Raw genomic sequence first — 18,941 nt, 5'->3', positions numbered from 1 at the left:
CAAGCACATAGTAGCGTTGTAGAATATGGCTCTTAACTTTCTCACAATGTCCTCCTTTTATGAAAGAAGCCACAGACATGCAGTTTAGTCTAAAAGGCTAAATTGGCTCTGCCCGTGGCAGTGGTTATTAAATTACTTCTCGAGGGTGTACTTAACAGCTACATAAGTTCCATCTTCAGGAAGAATATCAGCATTACCGGTAAAGCCAACCTCTCCTCTTGTCTCAACGGCACCATATGTATAAGTAGTATTTGAAACGATACCTACAGGACAGGAATCAAGGCAGGATAAGCATCCTGTGTTCTTAGCCTCTGCAGTCTTGCGGTTTCCGCCAAATCTCATTTCAATAGGTTTCTTGTTGCTGTCGATAATTACTTCATTATAGTCATAGTACTTACCTGCACCGTTCCAGGTAACTTCACACTTGATAGGATCTCCCTCAACGTGAGTGGTTTCCTTATTGTCTACAGTCATGTTGCCACCTTCTTTTGCACCGATTGCAATGAGTGCATCATAGAAATCAAGAGCAGTGCCATAAGCTGTGAATATTGACTTTGTACCGTTACTGCCATCCTTAAATACAGATGCGTGTCTGGTTGGCTGTGTAAAGTACTGACCGTTTACACTACATAAAACTGTAACTGTCTTAGCTTCCTTGTCAATCTTTATTGGATTAGCAAGAGATACTCCATCTACCTCATCAGCAGCGGTGTTAGAAGCTGTACTTTTTGCAGCGCTTGTGGTGCTTGAAGCTTTGCTTGAAGAAGCAGTGCTTGTTGTAGAAGCAGTGGTGCTTGAAGCCTTAGCGGAAGCAGCAGTGTTTGATGCCTTGCTTGAGTTAGACTGTCCGCCACAACCTACAGTAAGTACCATGGTTGCACAAAGAAGTGCAGCAATTAAAGTTTTTTTTGTTTTCATTTTCTTTCCTCCGTTCTTTTAGGTGAATAATGGCTTTATAATGACTACAAAGCCTACACATCTAGTGGATTATAACACACCTTAAGAGAAAAAACATATAAAATACGAAAAAAAACTTATTGTATTTTCAGATAAATGCATACAATTATAGATAAAATCTATTTGAATAATAATATAGCAGCGTGTAAAATGAAAGGAATGTCTGTAGATATCTCTTATTATATACAGGATTACGAGATATTTAGGGCAAAAAATAGATAAGGAGAAAGAAAATGAGAAAATCTATTGTTTCAATGTTAAGCTTAGCAGTTGCTGCCACCTTGCTTACAGCCTGCGGTGGTTCGGGGCAAAGTACCGCAAAGTCATCTGCAACGACTTCTTCAGTAAAGTCAGAGGTGATAAATCCCAGTCAGGCAAGTAAAATAGTTACAGATACTAAGTCAGGTACATCAGCGGATGCTACTAAGGTTGAGCCTGTGGCAAAGACCAAGGTATTTGTAAGCCCTGAGTGGATTAAGTCAGTTATTGATGGCGGACAGGAAGAAAGCAAGGATTATGTCATAGTTGAGGCAGCCTGGGGAGAGGTTGCTGATGATAAAGCCTATAAAGAAGGACATATACCTGGTGCGGTTCATATGAATACGGACTATGTAGAGTCTGATGAGTTCTGGAATATCCGCAAACCTGAGGAAATAACAGAACTTATGAAGAAGTATGGAATCACTAAGGATACCACAGTTATTCTCTATGGTAATTCACCTGAAAATGCTGCAGATAATAGAGTAGCTGTTGCTTTTCTCTGGGCTGGAGTTGAAAATGTAAAAGACTTAGATGGTGGCATAGATGCTTGGAAGAAGGCAGGCTATGAGCTTGAGACCACAGTGAATGAGCCAAAGGCTACAGATAAGGAGTTCGGAGTAAAGATTCCTGCTCATCCTGAGTACATCTTAACTATAGACCAGGTTAAGGAGAAGCTTAAGAATGACAAGAACTTCAAGCTTGTAAGTATTCGTTCAAGAGATGAGTTTGAGGGAAAGACCTCAGGTTATAGTTATATTGATAGAGCAGGTGAGCCTCTTGGAGCCATCTGGGGACACGATACGGATGATGGCTCATATAACAATGCAGATGGAACAGTAGTAGGCCTTGATAAGGTCAACGAATATCTTAAAGAGTCAGGAGCTTCTACAAAGAATGACGTGTCATACTATTGCGGTACAGGCTGGAGAGCTTCTATTCCATTCCTTATTGAGTATGAGAACGGAATAAAGAACGTAAGCCTCTACGATGGTGGCTGGTATCAGTGGCAGATGGACGGAGAGAACCCTGTTCAGCTTGGAGCACCTGGAAGTGCTGATTACAAGGAAGTAAAGGTGAAGGACCTTAGCACAGATAAGGCTAAGAAGTAAAAATATTTGACAAAGGGGCTATAGACTACTCTTAAAGCTCCTTTGTCTATGAAGATGATTTTTCATAATAAGACATGTATTGCAAAATCAGCGGAGTAAGAATGTTTAATATCTAACTTAAATCGGAGAGCTGTAAGATGAAGAAAATATTGCTTGGATTACTATACCTTGTCTCTTTGTTATTGCTCGCAGGAACGGGCGTAGTGCATTATTTTACAAAGGCAAAGATGGGTATGGCAAGGTACATGGTTTATTTTAATGGGAAAATAGACGACAGACTGGGTGGAGTAGGCAAGGGTAAAGTCTTACTTGTAATACTCATAGTCATAGTATCGCTAATTACAATTAGCCTTATAGTACTTACATTTAAGAACCTTAGAGGAAGCTTGATACATAAAATTCCTGCAGACCTTGCCTGCATTATAAATGCATTTTCACTATTTTATATTGTTGCACTTGATAGAGGAAAGGCGAGAGACTATTACTTAAATGGGATAGTATATGTGGTTGTCGGAATTTTGATTATTATAACTCTGATAGTGAATTTGAGAGGAAAAAATGAAGCTTAATAAATCTACAAAAAAGATAATGATATTTGTTCTTATAATAGCTGTAGTTGTGATAGCCAACCATTTCCTTGGGCTGTCTTCTTACCTTAAGATGGACAGGCTGATGGAACTTAAGACAGTGGTTGATGACAACTTCCTACTGGCTGCTGTTATCTATGTGACCGCCACCGTTGCGGGCAGTGTGCTCCTTGCTCTTCCGGGGGTGAGCTTTGCGATAGCCGCAGGCATACTCTTTGACGCATTCTGGGGCACCTTGCTTTGTACCCTGGCAGCGAGCATTGGTGCAATAGTAGCCTTTATAGCGGGAAGGTTCTTTCTTAGAGACCAGATTAAGCCAATGGCTATGAAGAATAAATATCTAAAAAAGTATCTATTTGATGACATGAAGAAGAACGGAGTCTTTGTACTTATGATAACAAGGCTTGTGCCGCTATTTCCTTTCAATCTTCAGAACTTTGCGTACGGAATTACTGACATAAAGCTATCTACCTATTCCATATTTACCTTTGTCTTCATCCTTCCGGGTACCGCTATGTACACTGTGGGAACTGCAGGCTTTGCAGATAAGGAAAACAGGGTGCTTTATATAGGAATAGCTATAGGACTTGCTGTAGTAGTCTTCCTTACAGCCTACCTCTTTAGGAAGTTTGTGGTAGACAAGGAGATGCCGGAGGAAATTGCTGAAGAAAACAAGGAAAGCTCTGAGAAAAAGTCTGAATAAGATGAATCTATAGATGAAATAAGAGAATCGTCTGGAATTTCTAAACACATATAGATGAATAATAACTTGAGATAAATTGGAGAATAATATGGGTAAAATCAAGCATACAGACGCAAGTAAATGTATAAACTGCCACCTCTGTACCAAGCACTGTTCATTTCTTACTAAGTATGGTATTACTATAGGAGACGTAGACAGGCTGAGAGAATTAAAATACAGCTGCTTCCTTTGCGGCGAATGTACAAGAGTCTGTCCGAAGGACATAGACGGAAGGCAGATTATCCTTGATATGAGGACTGACGAAGTAAAAGAAGAAAAGTACGGTCTTAAGCAAAAAGGATATGGGGCACTGCTTTTCGAGAAAAAGAACTATATATTTAAGAACTATAGAAAAGGAAAGTCAAAGAGCCTTTTATTCCCGGGCTGTAACTTCCCATCTTACTTTCCAAAGACCATAGCCCATCTCTCAAAGCTCTTAAAGGATGTGGCGGACATAGATACTGTATATGACTGCTGTGGCAAGCCTATAGCGGAGCTTGGTCTTGTAAAGGAAGAGAATAAGATAATAGACAGGATAAATGACTATATAAAAAGACATGGGATAGAAGAACTCATTTTGCTCTGTCCTAACTGCTACTATCACTTTGGTGATAGGCTTGATGTGAAGATTACCGTTATCTATGAAAAGCTCGCTGAACTCGGGCTTGGCAACAAGATAGATGTAAATGCCGACATCTTCCTTCCTTGCCCGGACAGGGAAAATAAAAAATGGATGGAGTATCTAAAGCCTTTCTTAAGCAAAGATATGGACTATGTAAAGGGTGTACAGTGCTGTGGAATGGGCGGCTGTGCCATGGTAAAGGAAAGAGAGCTTTCAGACGATATGCCTAAAAAGCTAAAGGAACAGGGGCACGAAGGGCTTATAAGCTACTGTGGTACCTGTGCCGGAACTCTTTCAGGCAGAGGCTGTTCTATGGACCATTTCCTTCCTCTCATCCTTGGAACGGGAGAGAAGGCTGATTATAAGAATTCCTGGACGAACAGGGCAAAGACCAAGTTCAAATAAGGGAGTGTAAAGCGTATACAGATACTTGCTTAAATGACTGGTTATCTCCATATTGTTAGCCTTGTAAGTACGGGAAGGATTGATATTTAGTGGTAATAAGGATGCTAGCTCATATATGAGGGAAGGAGGCAGATAGATGAGAGCTTTTATTGTATTTACAAGGATTCCGCTGGAACATAAGACAAAGACACGTCTGCTTCCCTATTATACGCCTAAGCAGTGTGTGGGACTCCACCTCGCCATGCTTAAAGACCTGGCGGAGACTCTAAACCGCCTCGATAATTCTATAAAAATCTATATTTACTATCTACCGGAGGGAGATGTAAGCCTTATCAAAAACATATTCGGAGAGGATAAGACCTACAGGAAGCAGAGGGGAGATAGTCTTGGCGACAAGATGTATAATGCCATATCCGAGATCTTGTCAGAAGGTGCATCTGCGGTAAGTCTTAGTGGAACAGATATCCCAATGCTCTCCGCAGAGGATATAGAAAGCTCCTTTACAGTCTTAGAGAATAACGACATAGTGCTATCTCCTACCGAGGATGGAGGCTACTATCTGGTCGGCATGAAGAAGGCAAACAAGGAAATATTTGATATTGAAGGCTATGGCACAGGCAGCGTATATGAGAATACAAAGCAGAAGATAAAGGACATGGGGCTTAGCCTTGGTGCAGGCAGAAGCCATAGAGACATAGATACCAAAGAGGATATAAAGGCTTATTATGAGGTAATAAGGACTGACGCAGACTTTAGAAAGACCCATACTGCAAAGTTTCTTAAAGAGAATAAAAGTATAGCAATAATCATTCCTACCTACAATGAAGAAGAGACCATCGTAAGCCTTATGGACCAGCTTGATGGGATTAAGGATAGATGTGAGATAGTCTTTGTGGACGGTGGAAGTACGGATAAGACATTAGAACTCATTGATGCGAGTAAGTTCAGGTTGCTTCATTCTAAGAAAGGCCGTAACAACCAGATGAACCTTGGTGCGCTTAGCGTGGATGCAGACATTTTATTTTTCCTACACTGTGACAGCGTTCTTCCACCTAATCCACTTAAAGATATCCTTGACCTTATGGAGATATACAGGGCAGGCTGCTTTGGTATAGCCTTTAAGAACCTTTCCCCTCTGATGTTCATCTGCAGATACATCAGCAATCACAGGGTATTTGACAGAAAGGTAATGTTTGGCGACCAGGGCATAGTCATAGACAGAGACCTCTTTTTGGAAATAGGGATGTACCCCGATTTACCGATAATGGAGGACTATCAGCTATCCCTTACCCTTAAGGAAAAGGGAGTAAAGCTGGGTATGGCAAGGCATAGAATATACACAAGTGCAAGGAGGTTTAAGGGAGGGCCTATAAGGAAGCTAAGGCTTATGTGGAAGATGAACCGCCTCAGGGCTAAGTACCGCAGAGGAGTAGATATAGAAGAGATTTCAGCAATGTATAAGGATGTGAGGTAAGATGGATTATACTACACTTGTAGAAGGGCTTGTAAAAAGCAGGGAATACAGAGAGGGACTTGGACTTCCTGAGAATGTGGAAGAAAAATACGAGATGCTTGCCGCAGGAGAGTACAATGTAAACCTTAGCTTCACTCATCCGATATCGGGAGAGAAGCTTATCTTAAGGATAAATCAGGGCTCGCAGATGCATCTTGACAATCAGATTGAGTACGAGGCAAATACTCTGAAACTCCTTAAGGATACAGGCAGAACACCAAGGCTTTACTATGTTGATGGCAGTAAAAAATACCTTGATAAGGGCATATTGGTTATGGAATATCTGCCTGGAGTGGCACTTGACTATGAGAAGGACTTGATGAAGGCAGCAGACATACTTGTAGACATACATAGACAGACTTTACCCAAGGATTCGGGGCTTATCGAGGCGGGAGAAGGCTTTAGCTTTGTGCTTGATGAATGTGAGGAGATGTTTAAGCACTATACCGGAAGCAAATCTGCTGACAAAGATATAGAAAATAGGATAAGGAGGCTGCTTGACCAGGGATTAGCTATGTCAAAGTCAGGTGAAGTACACTTTGACGGTCTGTACAGATGTCTTATAAACACCGAACTTAATTCAACCAATTTCTTAATAAACGAGGATGGAAAGAACTACCTCATTGACTGGGAAAAGGCAGTTCTTGGATTTCCTGCTCAGGATATAGGTCATTTTCTTGCGCCTACCAGCACCTTTTGGAAGACAGACATCATCCTTACCAAGGCAGAAATTGATGATTTTATCACAAGGTACATAGAAAAGGCAGGAAGATATTTTGATACAAAGGGAATAAGGGAGAGCGCCCTTGCCTTTATCAAGATAAACTGTCTCAGAGGTCTTAGCTGGTGTGCTATGGCTTTCGTGCAGTATAAGGAAGCCGACAAGGAGATAATGAATGAAAGCACAAGGATTAAGCTTGGGCAGTATCTGGAAGATGGATTTATCAGAGGGATAGAGGAGATATTTGAAAAGAGCGGGCTGTAAACATTTATAGAAAATTACTATAAATAGTGGGCATTTATTTGTTTTATCTATTTGACTTTGTTTGGTTTACTATGTAAGATAATTGGGATTTTAACCTATTAAAATGGTATGAAAAAAGGAGTAACAAATGAAAAAGAAATTATTGGCAGGAATCTTATCACTGGCTATGGTTGTTTCACTCACAGCCTGTGGAACAAAAAGCGACACTGCTTCAAGCAAGACAAGTACTTCTACAACAGGCAGCACAACCAGCATGGCTTCTACAAAAAGCTCTGCATCAGCTACATCTACCGCATCAGCTTCCAAGACTGGAAGCGACTTTGACAAGCTTGTAGAGGCTGCAAAGGGTACAGAGGTAAGCTTCTATGGCTGGGGCGGAGATGATAAACTTAACGCTTGGCTTGATGACTACTTTGCAAAGAGACTTAAAGATAAGTACGATATTACCTTAAAGAGAGTGCCTATGGACATCGACAAGATACTTAGTCAGCTCTCAGGTGAGCTTCAGTCAGGCAAGACTGACGGCGATATCGATATGATATGGATAAACGGAGAGAACTTTAAGACTACCAAAGAAAACAACATGCTCTTTGGACCATTTGCAGAGACTCTCCCTAACTTTGAGGCTTATATCAATAAAGACGATAAGGAGACCTACTATGACTTTGCCTTCCCTATCGAGGGCTATGAGGCTCCTTACGGCAAGGCTCAGCTTGTATTCTTTAATGACAGCAAGGTTACACCTGAGACTCCTAAGAACACAGATGAACTTCTTGAATTTGCAAAGAAGTACAAGGGAAAGGTTACTTACGCAGCCCTTCCGGACTTTACATCATCAGCCTTTGTAAGAAATATAATTTACGATATAGTAGGCTATGAGCAGTTTGCAGATATGAAGGCAGACAAGGCTACAGTTAAGGCAGCTATAGAGCCTGCACTTGAGTACCTTAGAAAGCTTAATCCATATCTCTGGCAGGAAGGAAAGACCTTCCCTAGCGACAACCCTGCAGTAACCAAGATGTTTGCTGACGGTGAACTTGTAATGGGTATGAGCTATTCAGCCTTTGGAGTAGCTACAAACATTGAAAATGGAACATTCGCAGATACAACCAGAACCTTCCAGTTTGACAAGGGAACAATCGGAAATACCAACTACATTGCAATTGCTTCTAACTCAGGCAATACTGCGGGAGCACAGGTGGTTATCAATGAAATGATGGACCCTGAGGTTCAGGCAGACAGATATAAGGTACTTAGAACAATCCCTGTAGTTTCATATGACAAGCTTAACGATGAGCAGAAGAAGGCTTTTGACAGCGTAGACATCGGCAAGGGAGTACTAAACCAGGAAGAGCTTCTTTCAAAGAGACTTCCGGAAATGCCTGCAGGCCTTGTTCCAATCATTGAAGAAATCTGGAATGAAGAAGTGGTAGGAAAATAATGAAGAAACTGACACCATATTTACTTTTGGTGCCTCAGCTCCTTCTCGGAACAGTATTTATTACAGGAATAGTAATCGGAATTACTCAGAGCCTTGGGGTAATTCCGATTTTTAAGTTATATACTCCGACACTTATGTATTATAAGGAGATACTGGGAAGAGAAGCGAGCATAGATGGCATAGTGTATAGCTTTAAGATAGCAGGGATATCTGCCATCCTCTCGATACTCATAGGGATATTTATGTGTTATATTCTTATAAATACAGGGAGAAACGGACTTATAAATGCCATAGTGAAGCTCCCTATAATAGTGCCTCACACTATAGTTGCTCTTATGATAATAAATGTAATGTCACAGAATGGACTCTTAGCGAGGATATTATTTCATCTTAATATAATAAGTGACCAGAGCGACTTCCCCCTCCTTATAAATGATGCAAATGGAGTGGGTGTAATCCTTGCCTATATCTGGAAGGAAGTACCCTTTGTCATTTATTTTGTAATCACCCTTATGGCGGCTATAAGCAACAACCTGGGTGAAGCGGCTATAAACCTTGGTGCAAGCAGGCTTACAGCCTTTATAAAGGTGAGCCTTCCTCTTTGTATAGGCAATATTTTAAGCGCCTTTCTCATAATCTTTGTCTATGCACTTGGGGCCTATGAGCTTCCACAAATCTTAGGGGCAACCCTTCCAAAGGCTCTGCCGATACTTAGCTACATAGAGTTTCAAAAGCCTGACCTTAGGCTCCGCCCTTATGCCATGGCTTACAACGGGATACTTACTGCAATCTCTGTACTTGCAGCCATCATTTATTTCAGGCTGATGAAGAGAAGCAGTGAGAGATACGGAGGGGCAAATGAAAAGAAATAATGTATTTACAAAGGTTGCGGTTATTATTTTTTCGCTTGTTATCATCTTGCCCATAATACCGCTGTTTTTATGGGTATTTACCGAAAGATTTGCCTGGCCTTCCCTTCTTCCGCAAACCTACTCCCTAAGGGCTGTGAACGGCCTTATAAGGGTAAATTCAGAGCTTATGAAGACCTTTGCCTTAAGTATAGTGATATCCCTTGTTGTAGCCGCTATTTCAGTAGTAATAGGAGTAATGACTGCAAGGGCGCTTAGCTTTTATGAATTTAAGCTAAAGGGCTTTGTTAACTTCTTGGTCATGTTTCCCTTCCTTGTGCCTACGACAGTCTTTGCAATGGGGATTCAGGTAACCCTTCTTAGGGCGGGGCTTGCAGGCAATGTATGGGGGGTTATCCTCTGCCATGTGATTTACTCCGCCCCTTATGCGACCAGACTGATAGAAGAGGGTACAAGGGCTTTGTCTCTTAAGCTTGAAGAGCAGGCGAGGGTGCTTGGATGTTCACCTATGAAGGCATTTTTTAAGATAAGCCTTCCAAACCTTGTGCCTGTCATCCTCTCAGCCTTTACCATGGCATACCTCATTTCCTTTAGCCAGTACTTTTTAACTCTCCTAATCGGAGGCGGAAATGTCAATACCTTTGCGGTTATAATGGTGCCTTATATTCAGGGCGGGGAGAGAAACTTTGCGAGCATATACAGTCTGGTATTTATGATAGTGACGATAGTAATATTTGCGGGCTTTGACAGACTGGCAAAGCTCTTCCTAAAAAATGCGGAAATAGAGTATCACAGGTAGGTGAAATATGAGTTTAAGTGTAAAAGGATTGAATGTAAGTTATGGGAAAAACCATATATTAAAGGATGTAAATCTTGATATAAACAGCGGTGAATTTGTCTCCATACTCGGGAAAAGCGGCTGTGGCAAGACCACCCTTATAAAGAGTATAGCAGGGCTATTGGAAACGGACAGCGGAGAAATAAATATCTTTGATAAGAATGTAGCAGGGCTTCCACCTGAAAAAAGACAGACTGTGATAGTATTTCAGGACTTAAGGCTCTTTCCTCATATGAATGTGGAGGATAATATTGCCTTTGCAATGAAGCTTAAGAAGATGGATAAGGCAGTAATTAAAGAAAAAGTAGATAGGCTTTTAGCTCAGGTGAGGCTCCAAGGCTACGGAAAGAGGAAGGTGAGCAGGCTCTCAGGTGGACAGATGCAGAGGGTAGCCCTTGCCAGAGCCCTTGGAGCAGAGCCTAAGCTCCTCCTCTTAGATGAGCCATTTGCAAGCCTTGATGAGGACTTAAGAAAGGAGATGGGGGAGCTTGTAAGAAGGCTTCACAGGGAAAACGGCATAACCACCATAATGATAACCCACGACAAAGAAGAGGCGATGGAGCTCTCCGACAGGCTTGCCCTTATGGAAGAAGGTAAGATTCTTGCCTTTGACAGCCCTGAAAGTTTGTTTAACAGCCCGAAAGATGAGAAAATTGCAGGAATGTTAGGCGATGTTAACCTCTTTTCCGGAAAGGTGGAAGGTAATACCTTTACATCTGATATAATTAGCTTTAACACTGATAAAAAGTCTGGTAAATACAAGCTCCTTCTTCGCCCAAGCGAATTAGATGTGGATAACAAGGGAGAATTGGGGATAAAGGTCAGAATAAAGCAGATATCTTTTAAGGGTGAGATTACCGAGCTGATACTTGAGGCAGAAGAAAATGAGTACAAGGTAAGGCTTCCTTACGGAGAATTTACCAAATCAGAGATTAAAAACGGCGATGAAGTAAGGCTTATAAGCAGGAAGAACAATGATTTTATACTTTTGGAGGAAGAAGGATGAAAAAAATAATATTTGACTGTGACAATACTATAGGTGTAGAAAACTGTGATGTGGATGATGGCTTAACCCTGCTCTATCTCCTTGGTTGTAAGGATGTGGAGATTCTTGGAATTACAAACTGCTTTGGCAATAACGAGACAGAGACAGTTTATGCCAATACTTTAAGCTTTCTTAAGGAAATAGGAAGAAGTGATATAAAGGTATATAAGGGAGGTATCACTCCAGAGGACTATGAAAATGAGGCAACTGACTTCATAGTGAATACGCTTAACTTAGAGGATGAGGTACATATACTTGCAACGGGCTCTCTTACTAATCTTGCGGGAGCTCTTGTAAAGGATGAGGCAGCTTTTAACAAGGTAAAATCCATCACCCTTATGGGAGGAATCACCTCTCCTTTAGTTGTGGGAGGACTTACAATCAATGAGTTAAACTTCTCAGTGGATTATAAGGCTGCATACAAGGTATTAACTTCGGGAGTGCCTATAAACATTGCTACAGGAAATAACTGCCTAAAAGTAATATTTGAGGTGGAAAAATTCAAGGAGAATCTGCTTTCGTTTGGTACTGAGACCGGCAAGTACATAGTGGATAAGACCAATTACTGGTTTGAGAGAAATGAAAAGAAATACGGTATTAAGGCCTTTTGTAACTGGGATGTAACTGCTGGTTCATACCTTGTAAGTCCCGAGAATTTCACTGATGACAGGGCTTATTATAAGCTCTCTGAAGAAGACCTTAAGACGGGCTTTCTTAGAAAGAGTGAAGAAGGAGATAGTAACTCTGTGTTAAATCTTCCTCAGATAACTAATGAGGAAGGCTTTGTAAGAGAGGTGTACAGAGGATTTAAAGAGGCGGATATAAAGTTATAGAAGCCTGAATAGAATGTAAACAGATTTTGATGTCCATATCATGTAATAAAGGATATATAAAAGCTCCCACAGTCAACTGAAGTTTCAGCTGATTGTGGGGGCTTATTTATCTTATACAACCCTCCTCCTTATCACTCGGCCTGCATGGCCTCAAGCGGGCGGATTGTACCGTGGTACACCTTCTTAAAGAAGTAAATAGAAGCTAAAAGTGATATGATCTCGGCAACGAAGAATGACCACCATACATTGTTTACATTTCCTGTCTGTGCAAGGAGCCAGGCAGCAGGGATAAGGACTACCAGCTGTCTCATTACCGAAATAATTAAAGAATATATACTCTGTGCGAAGGCCTGAAAGACCGAGCTAAGCACTATTCCGATGGCAGCCAGTGGGAAATGGATGGCTATGGTACGAAGTGCAATTATTCCCATGCTTTTCATATCATCAGCAGCATTGAACAGGTCAAGCAGGACACCTGGAACAGCCTCAAGCAGCAGGGTTCCTGCAAGCATTATGCCAAAGGCAAGAGCCAGTGAAAAGCGTAGTGCCTCGTCTATCCTCTTCTTATTCATAGCCCCGTAGTTATAGGAAAGTACAGGTATGAGTCCGTTGTTAAGGCCAAATACCGGCAGGAAGAAGAAGGACTGAAGCTTAAAGTATACACCAAAGACTGCGGTTGCAGTAGTTGAAAAGGCAATGAGGATTATGTTCATTGCATAGGTCATAATAGAGCCTATGGATACCATAAGGATACTAGGTATAGCAATAAAGTATATTGGCTTTATTATCCTCATACGAGGGTGTAGAATTTGCTTTATGGAGAGGTGGATTTCTTTGTTGTATTTTACATTTAAGAAGAGTCCTACAGCAGCGGCTATGAACTGACCTATTACTGTAGCATAGGCAGCTCCTGCTACTCCCATCTTAGGAAAACCAAGGAGGCCGAATATCATAATAGGATCAAGGATGATATTTGCAACGGCACCAACTATCTGGGATATCATACTTAGCATAGTGCGGCCTGTAGCCTGAAGCAAACGCTCCCCTGTAATCTGTAAGAATGAGCCTGTAGAGAGGAAGCTGATTATCTGAAGGTAGATAATAGCGTCGGTCTGAATGGCGGCATCGCTTGTCTGACTTGTTATAAATGGTACGGCTACAAAGAGGCCAATGAATACAAAAATGATGGTATTTATAAGTACAAGAAAGACACCCGCATTTGCAGCAGAATCTGATTTTTCATAGTTCTTTTCTCCGAGGCCTTGAGATAGAAGTACATTAAAGCCTACTCCGGTTCCGGTAGCAAGGGCAATTATAAAGTTTTGCATAGGGAAGACCAGAGTTACCGCAGTCAGCGCTTCTTCTGATAGCTGGGCTACGAAGATGCTGTCTACTACGTTGTAGAGCGCCTGCACCATCATAGATATTATCATAGGAAGTGACATATTGAGGATGAGCTTCTTCACCGGCATGGTTCCCATTTTATTTTCTTTTGTTTCCATATTCCCTCCTCTATTTTTACAGTGCTAAAGATTATAGCATAATTTAGGCGTTTTTGTAAGGTATAAATTGAACAAAAATTTTATATTTCATTACAATTCACCTGTAAGATGAAGCCATATCATGATATAATCAAATAAGAACAACTACGGGAGGTAATTACATGGAAGAGGTACTTAGACTTACGAATGTGAATAAGAGCTTTGGAGAGCATCATGTTCTACATGATGTGAGCTTTGCCGCAGGAAGGGGAGAGCTTATCGGCTACATAGGGCCAAACGGAAGCGGCAAGTCCACAACTGTCAAGCTGATGCTTGGGATTCTTGGTGGCTACACAGGTACAATTGAGGTATTTGGCAAAAATATCGAAGAAGACCTGGTAAGCTACAAGAGGAAGATAGGCTATGTTCCGGAGATTCTATCCCTCTATGAGAGCCTTACAGGGGAAGAATATATCTCTTTCTTATCCTCTGTCTACGAGCTTAGTAACTGGAGAGGCAGGATGGAAGAACTAGCGGAGATATTTCAGATAAATGATGCACTCACCACCCGTATCTCAGGTTACTCTAAGGGTATGAAGCAAAAAATAGCCATCATAGGAAGCCTTATACACAATCCTGACATCCTCTTCCTTGATGAGCCGCTTAACGGCATGGATACAAATAGCGTGGCTGTGTTTAAGGAGGTGCTTAAGACACTTACCAAGCAGGGGAAGACTATATTTTATTCCTCTCATATTATGGAAGTAGTTGAGCAAATGAGCAGCAGGGTTATCCTTCTTAAGGATGGGGCTGTAATCGCAGATTCAACAGTTGAAGAGCTTAAGAATAACAAAGAAGGAAGAAGTATGGAGGAGATTTTCAACGACCTTACAGGCTTTACAAAGGGACACGACCTTGCAGCTAAGTTTGTAGACACACTGACCGGAGGTGAGACTATTGAAGATGAAAAATAGCGAACCTTTTGCTTTAAAACTGGTTGATAAATGTGTAAAGCCATTTTTAAGTAAGGACTTAAACTATAGCCAGATTAGGGAAATGCTAAGGCTTAAGCTAATTATGGATAGTAGAAGAGTTCCACCTACATTTCAAAATAATAAGAAAAAGTCGGAAAAAGAGCCTAAAAGATCAATGATTTTGACCTGCCTGATATATCTGTTTTTAGGATTTATGATAGCACCGACTCAGATTTTATCAAATGTTTTTGGTGCGAATTCAATAGGCTTTGCAATGCTTATATTTATGTTATTTTCAGTTTATATCAGCGAATATTCAGCTGTACTTCTAGATACTACTGAAAAATCATTTTACGGGGCTCTTCCGATTGGTAGAAGTGAGATAAGTACGGCAAAAAACATACATATAGCCTATTATATAGGAGCTATAGCAGCTGCTATGATGCTGCCTTCAATAGTTGTCGGCTTTATTTTCAGAGGAATTCTGTATGGCTTTGTATTTACTCTGGTGTCGATTACGATTGTTGTAGTTTGCCTTCACCTTGCAGGAGTTATTTACTACCTTCTGCTTAAGGTATTTTCAGGGGAGAGGCTTAAAGATATCTTAAGTGGCTTTCAGGTATTTATGGCAATAGCTGTCATACTTTCATATCAGATTGTACCCAAAATCATAAATATGGCTGATTTTTCGGATAAAGAACTTGTATTTTCACCATTTTACTTTATTCTGCCCCCTACCTGGTTTGCAGCTATAATCGCTATTTTATTTGGAACTATAAAAGTTTGGTATTTATATGTGCTTGCAGGAATCACAGTACCTGCCGTTATCTTGCTTGAGGTGCTTTATAAGAAAAAGGTAATGCCGGAGTTTGAAGGAGAGCTTGACAAGCTAACGGAAACAGCTAAGGAAAATAAATCACTTTCACCATTTTCAAAGCTTATGTGTAAGCTCCTTTCAAAGGATGAACAGGAAAATGCCTTTATGAAGCTGGTGCTGATACAGATATCAAGAAACAGAGATATGAAGCTTAAGCTCTATCCACAGCTTGCCAATGTATTTATTCTGCCTATAATAATGGTTCTGCCACAGATTACGAGGGAGAAGGGGCTTGCCGGATTTATAGAAAATCTTAGAGAAGGAAGATGGGGACTGGCTCTGCTTTATTTTACAGGGCTTACTTCTGCCTATATCTATGCTATAATAGGACAGTCTGAAAATGCAGAAAGTATAATGTTCTATCAGATTCTTCCGATTGAGAATCTAAGTAAATGTATAAGGGCAGGGGTAAAGGTGGTGCTGTTTCGCTATCTTACACCTATATTTGTGGCTCTGTCAGCCATCCTGTTAGGAGTGTATGGATTTGGAGTTATACCTGATTTGATAATTGCCTATCTGTCATTTATCTTCGTAACAGGCTCTATGATAAGGATGGGTTCGTGGGTATTACCATTTTCTCATGAAGCTGACCTTGCTAATTCAGGTATTGGAGTGCTGATGTTTTTCCTTAGTTTCTTTATGCTTGCGGTATTTGGAGGAACACAAATAATGTTGCTTAACACCCTGGGACTGCAGCTAATCGGTATAGTGGTCATGACGCTTGCTAACCTTGTATTATGGAAGTTCTTTATGAATAAGAAATACATTATAGCCAGAGGATAAGATATATCAGGAGAAAAGGTTAAGAAAAAAGATGGGCTAAGGGGGGATTGTAACCTATCAAAAGCTTCTAGGAAGAGTATAGGTAGATCATATAAAAGTATGTATAAATAGAACATATAAAAGTATATAAAAAGAGGCTGTCGCTCTAAGAACAGTGAATTCTTAGGGTGACAGCCATTTTCAATCCCCAAGCTGCGAGGATTAATCTTATTTGTAATCTGATAATTTTAAACAATAAACATATGTTTCTTATGCCTATGAAGTAACATTATTAAGCTAGAACTTAATCAGTCCAAATACGCTTGCAATCGAGCTTATGAGGATTATGAGTATGCAGATAGGAGCAAGGTATTTGATAAAGAACTTGTAAATACCTTTGCGCTTGAACTTAGATGATGTTTCCACCTCTTCAATTATCTTATCCACACCAACTACATATACTATGAGAACACAGGTGGAGAGGGCGGCTATAGGCATCATAAGTGAGTTAGTAAGGAAGTCGAAAAAGTCAAGGATTGACATTCCAAGTATCTGTACAAAGTCAAGCATACCAAAGCCAAGAGCTGAGAATGAGCCAAGTACCACTATGATGATACCTATAACCACGCTCGCTATATTACGCTTCCAGCCAAGCTGATCCTCTAAAGTAGATACACAGGACTCAGCAAGTGAAATAGCGCTTGTGAGGGCCGCAAGAAGTACGAGGAGGAAGAATACTATACCAATGATTCTTCCCATTCCCATGCTTGCAAATACCTTAGGAAGGGTAATGAACATAAGTGAAGGGCCGGCTTTGAGCTTCTCAGGGTCTCCGTTAAAGAAGGAGAATACCGCAGGTATTATCATAAGACCTGCTAAGAAGGCTATAGCTGTATCAAAAATCTCTATCTGAGAAGTAGACTGCTCTATGTCTACATCTTTCTTCATATATGAGCCATAAGTGTAGAGAATCCCCATCGCTATGGAAAGAGAGTAAAACATCTGTCCCATCGCAGCAACTATGGTCATCCAGGAGAAGTTGTCAAAGTTAGGGATGAGGAAGTACTTCACACCCTCAAGGGCTCCCGGCCTTGTTACTGAGTAGATTGAAACTATGATTGCAAGGATAACAAGGACAGGCATCATCATCTTTGAAACTTTCTCTATACCATGTTCAACACCTGCGACAATTATAAGAAGTACCACAAGAGTGAAAATAAGGAACCAGACTTCCACACTTGCACCTGCTGTAATAAAGCCTGTAAAATAGCTGTCTTCTGCTAGAGCATCTGTACTTCCACGAAGATACTCAAATAAATACTTAAATACCCAGCCGCCGATTACACTGTAGTAAGGGATGATGAGCATAGGAATGACAGCATTTATCCAACCGCCTATCTTAAAAGGAAGTGACTTGCCAAAGGCGCTAAAGGCACCTACAGGGCTCTTTCTGGTAAGCCTTCCAAGGGTTGTCTCAGATACAATAAGCACATATCCAAATGTAAGCATAAGGATAAGATATACCAGGAGGAAGATGCCTCCACCGTATTTAGCTGCAAGATAAGGGAAACGCCAGATATTACCCAGGCCAACGGCAGAGCCTGCTACAGCAAGCACGTAGCCGAGCTTCCCCGAAAATGAACTTCTCTCGTTATCCCTGCCAAATGGGTCAAGGTTATTTTCCTGATTGTTTTCGTTATTCATTGGTTAATACATCCTCTCAATTCTATACTTTATTCTTTCCAAACTCAACTTTTCCCTGCAGCCATACCTGCCCTCTAAATCTTCTGCCAACAAGAGGTTCGCCAAGCAGATCTGCGTCATTGATAGCTACATAAAAGTCAAGTCCGTTACAGTCTAGGAGCATTTCAGTTGACTTCTCTCCTGTCAGGGTATTGATATGTGGAATTACTTCTTTTATTATTCCAAGTATGGTATAGTTGTCGGACTCAGAACCAAAAGGTATGAAGCTGGTCTCAACTATACTGTAGACATCCTCGTTTTGAATGCGTCTTGTAATCATAGAATAGGTGTCAAAGTCCAATAAGGTAAGAGCATTGATTGCATTCTCATCACCCTCTCTTGCTGCCTGCAAAAGGCTTACGTGCTGTTCTGAATCCGCGGCCTGTGCCCTCACATGTTCAGCAGTCCTTAGTATAGGCAGGAGAATCTTTCCTGACGTAGAGAGTCCGGAGAGAGTAAGAGGCATTTCCTTACCCGATTCTTCCTTTGACGAGAGATAATCTACTGAGTTTTGCAGGTAAAATATGATAGAAGAGCCAAAACGCAAATCATCACACATACCTGTATAAGCATCAGTATCCACCCTCTTAAATATGGATACTTCCTGGTAACCGCTTGACTTTTTCCCAATGAGGTATGGGAAATAATGTTCCAGATGGAAGAATCCTTTATCATCATACTCGCCACGGATTGTAATTCCCATTCTTTCAGAGAAATCAAGACTTCTTTCTATAATCTTGTGGTGGCTGTCATCTGATGAAAATGCATGTTTATCAAGGGTTGGGTGAGTCATGACCAGCCCAAGTACCTTGTCAAGTTCCTTTCTTGAAGTGATATTTGAAAATCCTACGGTTCTTAAAAAGCTATGCATTAGCTCACCTCCCTCTCGGTATAATC

17 protein-coding genes are annotated in these 18,941 nt (G+C 40.9%); 13 read left to right on the top strand and 4 right to left on the bottom strand.

Annotation, left to right across the window (positions count from 1 at the left end; genetic code table 11):
- Positions 1-132 precede the first annotated feature (132 nt).
- Positions 133-918: a YdjY domain-containing protein gene (locus ACO6HM_RS01985; RefSeq protein WP_485389516.1), complete on the bottom strand. Its 786-nt coding sequence runs from the start codon at positions 916-918 to the stop codon at positions 133-135.
- Between the two features lie 272 nt (positions 919-1,190).
- Here ACO6HM_RS01985 and ACO6HM_RS01980 point away from each other — a divergent pair, with 272 nt between their 5' ends.
- The 11 genes from ACO6HM_RS01980 (at position 1,191) to ACO6HM_RS01930 (ending at position 12,207) form a co-directional block, all read left to right on the top strand.
- Positions 1,191-2,327, top strand: coding sequence for a rhodanese-like domain-containing protein (locus ACO6HM_RS01980; RefSeq protein WP_485389515.1), 1,137 nt, complete (start codon positions 1,191-1,193; stop codon positions 2,325-2,327).
- A gap of 137 nt (positions 2,328-2,464) precedes the next feature.
- Positions 2,465-2,896 (top strand): hypothetical protein, encoded by a 432-nt coding sequence (locus ACO6HM_RS01975; protein WP_485389514.1) that lies wholly within the window; start codon positions 2,465-2,467, stop codon positions 2,894-2,896.
- A complete protein-coding gene (locus ACO6HM_RS01970; protein WP_485389513.1) occupies positions 2,886-3,617 on the top strand; it encodes a TVP38/TMEM64 family protein in 732 nt (243 codons plus the stop codon). The genes ACO6HM_RS01975 and ACO6HM_RS01970 overlap by 11 nt, the downstream gene beginning before the upstream one ends.
- An 88-nt stretch (positions 3,618-3,705) precedes the next feature.
- Entirely contained in the window at positions 3,706-4,683 is a 978-nt protein-coding gene (locus ACO6HM_RS01965; protein WP_485389512.1) for a heterodisulfide reductase-related iron-sulfur binding cluster, read from the top strand.
- A 136-nt stretch (positions 4,684-4,819) separates the two neighbouring features.
- Positions 4,820-6,157, top strand: coding sequence for a TIGR04283 family arsenosugar biosynthesis glycosyltransferase (locus tag ACO6HM_RS01960; protein ID WP_485389511.1), 1,338 nt, complete (start codon positions 4,820-4,822; stop codon positions 6,155-6,157).
- A 1-nt stretch (position 6,158) separates the two neighbouring features.
- Positions 6,159-7,181 (top strand): phosphotransferase family protein, encoded by a 1,023-nt coding sequence (locus ACO6HM_RS01955; protein WP_485389510.1) that lies wholly within the window; start codon positions 6,159-6,161, stop codon positions 7,179-7,181.
- Between the two features lie 127 nt (positions 7,182-7,308).
- The gene (locus ACO6HM_RS01950; protein WP_485389509.1) at positions 7,309-8,622 is read left to right on the top strand and encodes an ABC transporter substrate-binding protein; all 1,314 of its coding nucleotides are present in this window, start codon (positions 7,309-7,311) and stop codon (positions 8,620-8,622) included.
- Complete coding sequence (locus ACO6HM_RS01945; protein ID WP_485389527.1) at positions 8,619-9,494, top strand: ABC transporter permease; 876 nt, start codon at positions 8,619-8,621, stop codon at positions 9,492-9,494. Before ACO6HM_RS01950 ends, ACO6HM_RS01945 begins: the two co-directional genes overlap by 4 nt.
- Positions 9,481-10,290, top strand: a complete 810-nt coding sequence (locus ACO6HM_RS01940) for an ABC transporter permease (protein ID WP_485389508.1) — start codon at positions 9,481-9,483, stop codon at positions 10,288-10,290. Before ACO6HM_RS01945 ends, ACO6HM_RS01940 begins: the two co-directional genes overlap by 14 nt.
- A gap of 7 nt (positions 10,291-10,297) precedes the next feature.
- Entirely contained in the window at positions 10,298-11,335 is a 1,038-nt protein-coding gene (locus ACO6HM_RS01935; RefSeq protein WP_485389507.1) for an ABC transporter ATP-binding protein, read from the top strand.
- Positions 11,332-12,207: a nucleoside hydrolase gene (locus ACO6HM_RS01930; RefSeq protein WP_485389506.1), complete on the top strand. Its 876-nt coding sequence runs from the start codon at positions 11,332-11,334 to the stop codon at positions 12,205-12,207. The genes ACO6HM_RS01935 and ACO6HM_RS01930 overlap by 4 nt, the downstream gene beginning before the upstream one ends.
- Before the next feature lie 131 nt (positions 12,208-12,338).
- Here the strand turns inward: ACO6HM_RS01930 and ACO6HM_RS01925 are convergent, their stop codons facing one another.
- Positions 12,339-13,709, bottom strand: a complete 1,371-nt coding sequence (locus tag ACO6HM_RS01925) for an MATE family efflux transporter (protein ID WP_485389505.1) — start codon at positions 13,707-13,709, stop codon at positions 12,339-12,341.
- Between the two features lie 161 nt (positions 13,710-13,870).
- Between ACO6HM_RS01925 and ACO6HM_RS01920 the strand changes: the two genes are divergently transcribed.
- Both ACO6HM_RS01920 and ACO6HM_RS01915 read left to right on the top strand, forming a co-directional pair.
- Complete coding sequence (locus tag ACO6HM_RS01920) at positions 13,871-14,662, top strand: ABC transporter ATP-binding protein (RefSeq protein WP_485389504.1); 792 nt, start codon at positions 13,871-13,873, stop codon at positions 14,660-14,662.
- Complete coding sequence (locus tag ACO6HM_RS01915) at positions 14,652-16,322, top strand: hypothetical protein (RefSeq protein ID WP_485389526.1); 1,671 nt, start codon at positions 14,652-14,654, stop codon at positions 16,320-16,322. The genes ACO6HM_RS01920 and ACO6HM_RS01915 overlap by 11 nt, the downstream gene beginning before the upstream one ends.
- A gap of 276 nt (positions 16,323-16,598) precedes the next feature.
- Here the strand turns inward: ACO6HM_RS01915 and ACO6HM_RS01910 are convergent, their stop codons facing one another.
- The gene (locus tag ACO6HM_RS01910; protein WP_485389503.1) at positions 16,599-18,005 is read right to left on the bottom strand and encodes a sodium-dependent transporter; all 1,407 of its coding nucleotides are present in this window, start codon (positions 18,003-18,005) and stop codon (positions 16,599-16,601) included.
- Between the two features lie 22 nt (positions 18,006-18,027).
- On the bottom strand, positions 18,028-18,915 hold the full coding sequence (locus tag ACO6HM_RS01905) for a DUF3881 family protein (protein WP_485389502.1): 888 nt from the start codon (positions 18,913-18,915) through the stop codon (positions 18,028-18,030).
- Positions 18,916-18,941 lie beyond the last annotated feature (26 nt).

Source organism: Catonella sp., from assembly GCF_057250765.1.
This window is presented reverse-complemented; position numbering and strand designations above follow the sequence as displayed.

What these genes read in the sequence shown, in the direction of transcription:
- ACO6HM_RS01985 (WP_485389516.1), bottom strand. Translation starts at nt 918, where the DNA reads ATGAAAACAAAAAAAACTTTAATTGCTGCACTTCTTTGTGCAACCATG.
- ACO6HM_RS01980 (WP_485389515.1), top strand. Translation starts at nt 1,191, where the DNA reads ATGAGAAAATCTATTGTTTCAATGTTAAGCTTAGCAGTTGCTGCCACC.
- ACO6HM_RS01975 (WP_485389514.1), top strand. Translation starts at nt 2,465, where the DNA reads ATGAAGAAAATATTGCTTGGATTACTATACCTTGTCTCTTTGTTATTG.
- ACO6HM_RS01970 (WP_485389513.1), top strand. Translation starts at nt 2,886, where the DNA reads ATGAAGCTTAATAAATCTACAAAAAAGATAATGATATTTGTTCTTATA.
- ACO6HM_RS01965 (WP_485389512.1), top strand. Translation starts at nt 3,706, where the DNA reads ATGGGTAAAATCAAGCATACAGACGCAAGTAAATGTATAAACTGCCAC.
- ACO6HM_RS01960 (WP_485389511.1), top strand. Translation starts at nt 4,820, where the DNA reads ATGAGAGCTTTTATTGTATTTACAAGGATTCCGCTGGAACATAAGACA.
- ACO6HM_RS01955 (WP_485389510.1), top strand. Translation starts at nt 6,159, where the DNA reads ATGGATTATACTACACTTGTAGAAGGGCTTGTAAAAAGCAGGGAATAC.
- ACO6HM_RS01950 (WP_485389509.1), top strand. Translation starts at nt 7,309, where the DNA reads ATGAAAAAGAAATTATTGGCAGGAATCTTATCACTGGCTATGGTTGTT.
- ACO6HM_RS01940 (WP_485389508.1), top strand. Translation starts at nt 9,481, where the DNA reads ATGAAAAGAAATAATGTATTTACAAAGGTTGCGGTTATTATTTTTTCG.
- ACO6HM_RS01935 (WP_485389507.1), top strand. Translation starts at nt 10,298, where the DNA reads ATGAGTTTAAGTGTAAAAGGATTGAATGTAAGTTATGGGAAAAACCAT.
- ACO6HM_RS01930 (WP_485389506.1), top strand. Translation starts at nt 11,332, where the DNA reads ATGAAAAAAATAATATTTGACTGTGACAATACTATAGGTGTAGAAAAC.
- ACO6HM_RS01925 (WP_485389505.1), bottom strand. Translation starts at nt 13,709, where the DNA reads ATGGAAACAAAAGAAAATAAAATGGGAACCATGCCGGTGAAGAAGCTC.
- ACO6HM_RS01920 (WP_485389504.1), top strand. Translation starts at nt 13,871, where the DNA reads ATGGAAGAGGTACTTAGACTTACGAATGTGAATAAGAGCTTTGGAGAG.
- ACO6HM_RS01915 (WP_485389526.1), top strand. Translation starts at nt 14,652, where the DNA reads ATGAAAAATAGCGAACCTTTTGCTTTAAAACTGGTTGATAAATGTGTA.
- ACO6HM_RS01910 (WP_485389503.1), bottom strand. Translation starts at nt 18,005, where the DNA reads ATGAATAACGAAAACAATCAGGAAAATAACCTTGACCCATTTGGCAGG.
- ACO6HM_RS01905 (WP_485389502.1), bottom strand. Translation starts at nt 18,915, where the DNA reads ATGCATAGCTTTTTAAGAACCGTAGGATTTTCAAATATCACTTCAAGA.